Annotated in this window: 1 protein-coding gene and 1 pseudogene; both read left to right on the top strand. The window is 39.8% G+C overall.

The features are described from left to right. A partial coding sequence (locus M1R56_RS05305; RefSeq protein ID WP_248034860.1) for a ZmpA/ZmpB/ZmpC family metallo-endopeptidase occupies nt 1-4,362 on the top strand: 4,362 nt, incomplete at its 5' end. A 41-nt stretch (nt 4,363-4,403) separates the two neighbouring features. Next, nucleotides 4,404-4,703 (top strand): annotated as a pseudogene (locus tag M1R56_RS05300) (LPXTG cell wall anchor domain-containing protein); the annotation flags it as partial. Nucleotides 4,704-4,857: the final 154 nt, after the last annotated feature.

Genomic DNA, 4,857 nt, shown 5'->3' with positions numbered 1-4,857 from the left:
GTTCAACCTGCGTTACCAGAAGCAGTTGTAAGTGATAAAGGGGAACCTTCTGTCCAATCCGCCTTACCAGAAGCAGTTGTAACCAACAAGGGCGAACCTGCGGTCCAGCCAGAGTTACCCGAAGCAGTTGTAACTGACAAAGGTGAGCCTGAAGTCCAACCAGAGCTTCCCGAAGCCGTTGTAACTGATAAAGGAGAACCTGAAGTTCAACCTGAATTGCCAGAAGCCGTTGTAACTGATAAAGGAGAACCTGAAGTTCAACCTGAATTGCCAGAAGCAGTTGTAACCGATAAAGGGGAACCTTCTGTCCAATCCGCCTTACCAGAAGCTGTAGTAACCGACAAAGGCGAACCAGAGGTTCACCCAGCGTTGCCAGAAGCTGTAGTCAGTGACAAAGGTGAGCCTGAACAGGTAGATCCACTTCCTGAATATAAGGGGAATATTGAGCAATTAAAACCTGAAACTCCGATTGAGAAGCCGAAAGAAACAGATCCAGAAAAAACACTCGAATTAAGAAATGTTTCGGATATTGAGTTGTACAGCCAGACGAATGGGACTTATAAACAACATATCTCATTGGATGGAATTCCAAAGAATACGGATAATTACTTTGTCAAGGTAAAATCTTCGGCATTTAAAGATGTCTATCTACCAGTCGCCTCAATAACTGAAGAGGAAAGAAATGGTCAGCCAGTTTATAAAATTACAGCTAAGGCTGAGAAACTCCAGCAAGAGCAGAACAATAAATATGTCGACCATTTCACCTTCTACCTCGATAAGAAGTCTAAAGAGGAAAAGACAAACTTTACTTCCTTTAGTAATCTGGTCAAAGCTATAAACCAAAATCTCTCTGGAACCTATCATTTAGCAGCTAGCCTGAATGCTAACGAAGTGGAGCTTGGTCCTGATGAGAGATCCTATATCAAGGGAACCTTTACTGGTCAGTTGATTGGAGAAAAAGATGGCAAGAATTATGCTATCTATAATTTGAAAAAACCTCTGTTTGAAAACTTGAGTGGTGCTACAGTAGAAAAACTGAGTCTAAAAAATGTTACTATTTCAGGGAAAAATGATATTGGTTCACTGGCAAATGAAGCTACGAATGGCACAAAGATCAAACAAGTCCATGTGGATGGTGTACTCGCCGGTGAACGTGGTATAGGTGGTTTGTTGGCTAAGGCAGACCAATCAAGCATCACAGAGAGTAGTTTCAAGGGAAGAATTATCAATACCTACGAAACGACTGCTGCATACAATATTGGTGGTCTAGTCGGTCATTTGACAGGAAGCAGAGCTTCACTGACTAAGTCAAAAGCGACAGTAGCCATTTCATCCAACACCAATAGTTCAGATCAGACTGTTGGTGGGCTAGCAGGTCTAGTAGACCAAGATGCGCATATACAGAACAGTTATGCGGAAGGTGATATCAACAATGTCAAGCACTTTGGTAGAGTTGCGGGTGTGGCTGGATATTTGTGGGATCGAAAGACGAATGAGGAACAGCATGCAGGAAGATTGACCAATGTACTAAGTGATGTCAATGTAACCAACGGGAATGCTATTACCGGTTACCACTACAATGGAATGAAGGTGAAGGATACATTCAGCAGCAAGGCGAACAGAGTATACAATGTCACCTTGGTTAGGGATGAAGTCGTCAGCAAAGAATCCTTTGAAGAAAGAGGAACAATGCTAGAGGCTTCTGAAGTGACTAATAAAAAAGCAGAAATCAATCCTCTCACTCCTCCAACAGTGGAGCCCCTTTCAACAAGTGGTAGTAAAGAAAGTGATTTTTCTAAGGTGAAGCATTATCAAGCTAACCGTACTTTGGTTTATAAGAACATTGAAAAATTGTTACCTTTCTATAACAAGGCAACCATCGTGAAATACGGAAACCTGGTCAAAGAGAACAGTCTCTTATATCAAAAAGAACTCTTGTCCGCAGTTATGATGAAGGATGACCAAGTAATCACAGATATTGTTTCTAACAAACAGACTGCAAATAAACTCTTACTTCACTATCAGGACCATTCATCTGAGAAGCTCGATCTCAAGTACCAGACTGATTTTGCCAAGCTAGCAGAATATAGTTTAGGGGATACAGGACTCCTCTACACTCCAAATCAATTCTTGTATGACCAAGACTCTATCATTAAGCAAGTCGTACCTGACTTACAAAAGATTGACTATAAGTCAGATGCCATCAGAAAGACACTCGGAATTTCTCCAGAGGTCAAGCAAACTGAGCTCTATCTGGAAGACCAGTTCGCCAAAACAAAACAAGATTTGGCAAACAGTTTGAAAAAACTCTTGTCAGCAGATGCTGGACTTGCTGGTGACAACTCAGTTACCAGAGGCTATCTTGTAGATAAAATCAAGAACAATAAGGAAGCCTTACTACTCGGCTTAACTTATTTAGAACGTTGGTATAACTTTAGCTACGGTCAAGTGAATGTCAAAGACCTGGTGATGTATCGTCCAGACTTCTTTGGTAAAGGAAATACTTCACCACTAGATACTCTGATTGAGTTAGGGAAATCAGGATTTAATAATCTGCTTGCTAAAAACAATGTCGATACTTATGCTATCAGTCTTGCCAGCCATCATGGAACGACAGATTTGTTTAGCACGTTGGAAAATTACCGAAAAGTCTTTCTACCAGACAAAACCAATAATGACTGGTTTAAATCACAGACCAAGGCTTACATCGTCGAAGAAAAATCCACTATTGCAGAGGTCAAAGCCAAGCAAGAGCAAGCAGGGACTAAGTATTCTATCGGTGTCTATGACCGTATCACTAGTGCCACATGGAAATACCGCAATATGGTCTTGCCGCTCCTAACCTTGCCGGAGAAATCAGTCTTTGTCATCTCGACCATGTCTAGTCTAGGATTTGGAGCTTACGATCGCTATCGCAACAGCGATTATAAGGCTGGAGATGAACTCAATAAGTTTGTTGAAGATAATGCGCGTGAAACAGCCAAACGTCAGCGAGATCACTATGATTATTGGTATCGTATTTTAGATAAAGAAGGACGTGAAAAGCTCTATCGTACAATTTTACTTTATGATGCCTATAAGTTTGGAGATGATACAACATCTGGAAAAGCTACAGTTGAGGCTCAGTTTGATAGTACCAATCCGGCGATGAAGAATTTCTTTGGTCCAGTGGGGAATAAAGTAGTTCACAATCACCATGGTGCTTATGCAACTGGAGATGGCGTTTACTATATGTCCTATCGTATGTTAGATAAGGATGGAGCTATCACCTATACCCATGAGATGACACATGATTCAGATCAGGATATTTACCTTGGTGGCTATGGTCGAAGAAGTGGCTTAGGACCGGAGTTCTTCGCAAAAGGCTTATTGCAAGCTCCTGACCAACCAAGTGATGCAACCATTACCATCAACTCTATCTTGAAACATAAAACATCAGATAGTACAGAAGGCCAGCGATTGCAAGTACTTGATCCAACTACAAGATTTAATGACGCAGCAGATCTTCAGAACTACGTCCACAATATGTTTGATGTCGTTTACATGTTGGAATATCTCGAAGGGCAATCTATCGTGAAACAGTTAGATGCTTATCAGAAAATGACGGCCCTGAGAAAAATCGAGAATAAATACGTGAAAGATCCTGCAGATGGAAATGAGGTTTACGCTACTAACGTTGTACAAAATCTGACAGAAGAAGATGCCAAAAAATTGACTACCTTTGATAGTTTAATTAAAAATAATATCTTGTCAGCTCGTGAATATAAGTCTGGGGAATATGAAAGAAACGGTTACTATACGATTAAACTCTTCGCCCCAATCTATTCGGCTCTGAGCAGTAAGGGAACTCCGGGTGATTTGATGGGACGTAGGATTGCTTATGAACTTCTGGCTGCCAAAGGCTTTAAGGATGGAATGGTACCTTATATCTCAAATCAATATGAAAAAGATGCAAAAGCGGCGGGAAGTAAGATTAAGTCTTATGGTAAAGAAGTAGGTTTAGTTACAGATGATCTTGTTTTGAAAAAGGTATTTGAAGGGAAGTATTCTTCTTGGGCGGATTTCAAGAAAGCTATGTACCAAGAACGGGTGGATCAGTTTAGAAACTTGAAAAAGGTGACCTTCAACGATCCAACTAAATCTTGGGCAAGTTTTGCAAGAAAGACGATTCATAGTGTAGAAGAACTGCAGCGATTAATGGACGAAGCTGTCCGTAAGGATGCAGATGAGAATCGTTATTCTTGGGACAACTATAATCCAGAATATGATAGTGCAGTTCATAAGTTAAAGAGAGCAGTGTTTAAGGCCTATCTAAATCAAACTGATGATTTTAGAAGTTCAATTTTTAATAATAAAAAATAGTGTTTACTATTAGGAAATAAAATTAAAGAAGGTGATTACGATTGTCATTATTTAAAAAAGAACGGTTTTCAATCCGAAAAATCTGTGGGATTGTTGGTTCAGTTTTACTCGGAAGCATCTTGGTTGCACCGTCAATCATTCATGCTTCTACATATCATTATGTTGAAAAAAGCGCTCTTACAAAGGAAGAACAAAGCAAGATTCAAGCAGGAATTCCTACTGATAATGAGGTAACTTATGCTCTTATTTATCAGCAGGAAGCTCTTCCTGCGACAGGTTCATCGACTTCTGTGCTTACAGCTTTAGGTCTATTAGCTGTTGGTAGTTTAGTCCTTTTCTACCATTTGTCAAGTATATCAAGGTATTTGATGAAAAGTAGTTTGAATTCCATAGTCAAACTAAGGAAATTGTCTTTTTTTGAACTAAATTTTAGTGTAAAAAGTGTACACTAAAACAACACCTTATCTGGTGATTTTTTTGATAAGGCGTTACAAT

The sequence above is a fragment of the Streptococcus sp. oral taxon 431 genome (genome assembly GCF_023115445.1).
In the GTDB taxonomy this organism is placed as follows: Bacteria; Bacillota; Bacilli; order Lactobacillales; family Streptococcaceae; genus Streptococcus.
Note: the sequence above shows the minus strand (reverse complement) of the source record. Positions and strands in the feature narration are given on the sequence as shown.